The sequence below is a fragment of the Pandoraea sp. B-6 genome, from assembly GCF_000282835.1.
GTDB classification, from domain to species: domain Bacteria; phylum Pseudomonadota; class Gammaproteobacteria; order Burkholderiales; family Burkholderiaceae; genus Pandoraea; species Pandoraea cepalis.
The window spans coordinates 1-1,043 of record NZ_AKXS01000339.1 but is presented as its reverse complement, the minus strand read 5'-3'; the positions used below and the strand labels follow the sequence as shown (position 1 = coordinate 1,043).

Genomic DNA, 1,043 nt, shown 5'->3' with positions numbered 1-1,043 from the left:
TTCGCCCTGGAAGCCGCGCCGCGGACCACGCGTGCGCAAAGCATGGACGTGTTGTCTTCGCAGGCCAACATCGCCGGCTACAAGGCCGTGATGCTTGCCGCCAATCTGTATCAGCGCTTCATGCCGATGCTCATGACGGCCGCCGGCACGGTCAAGGCCGCGCGTCTGGTCGTGCTGGGCGCCGGCGTCGCCGGGTTGCAGGCCATCGCCACGGCCAAGCGTCTCGGCGCGGTCATCGAAGCCTCGGATGTGCGTCCGGCCGTGCGCGAGCAGATCGAATCGCTCGGCGCCAAGTTCATCGACGTGCCGTTCGAGACCGACGAGGAACGCGAGATCGCCAAGGGCGTGGGCGGCTATGCGCGCCCGATGCCGGCGGCATGGCTCGCGCGTCAGTCGCAACTCGTGCACACACGTTTGACGCAGGCGGACATCGTCATCTCCACCGCGTTGATTCCGGGACGCGCCGCACCGACGCTCATCGCCGAAGACACCGTCAAGGCCATGAAGCCCGGCTCGGTGATCATCGACCTCGCTGCGGGACGCGGCGCGAATGGCGGCGGCAATTGCCCCTTGTCGGTGGCCGACGAGGTCGTCAAGGTGCATGGCGTAACGATTGCGGGCTACACCAACCTCGCGGGCATGGTGGCGGCCGACGCCTCGGCGCTGTATGCCCGTAACGTGCTCGACTTCCTGAAGCTGGTGATCGACAAGGAAGGCAAGCTCGTCATCGATACCAACGACGACATCGTCAGTGCGTGCCTGATGTGCCGCGACGGTCAAGTGCTGCGTGCGGCATAAGGGGGAGACACGACCATGGAAATGATCAATCACACGGTGATCAATCTGATCATCTTCGTGCTGGCGGTGTACGTCGGCTATCACGTGGTGTGGAACGTCACGCCTGCGCTGCACACGCCGCTCATGGCGGTGACGAACGCGATCTCGGCCATCGTGATCGTGGGCGCGATGCTCGCGGCCGGGCTCACGGAAGGCGCGCTCGGCAAGACGATGGGTGTCGTGGCCGTGGCGCTTGCGGCGGTCAA

At 65.5% G+C, this 1,043-nt stretch carries 2 protein-coding genes; both read left to right on the top strand.

The genetic code is table 11. The features are described 5' to 3' along the window. The coding region (locus A985_RS0103410) for a hypothetical protein (protein WP_017232013.1) at window positions 1–798 on the top strand (798 nt) is incomplete at its 5' end. Window positions 799–813: 15 nt separating this feature from the next. Next, window positions 814–1,043: proton-translocating transhydrogenase family protein (locus A985_RS0103405; RefSeq protein WP_017232012.1), on the top strand; the 230-nt coding region annotated here is incomplete at its 3' end.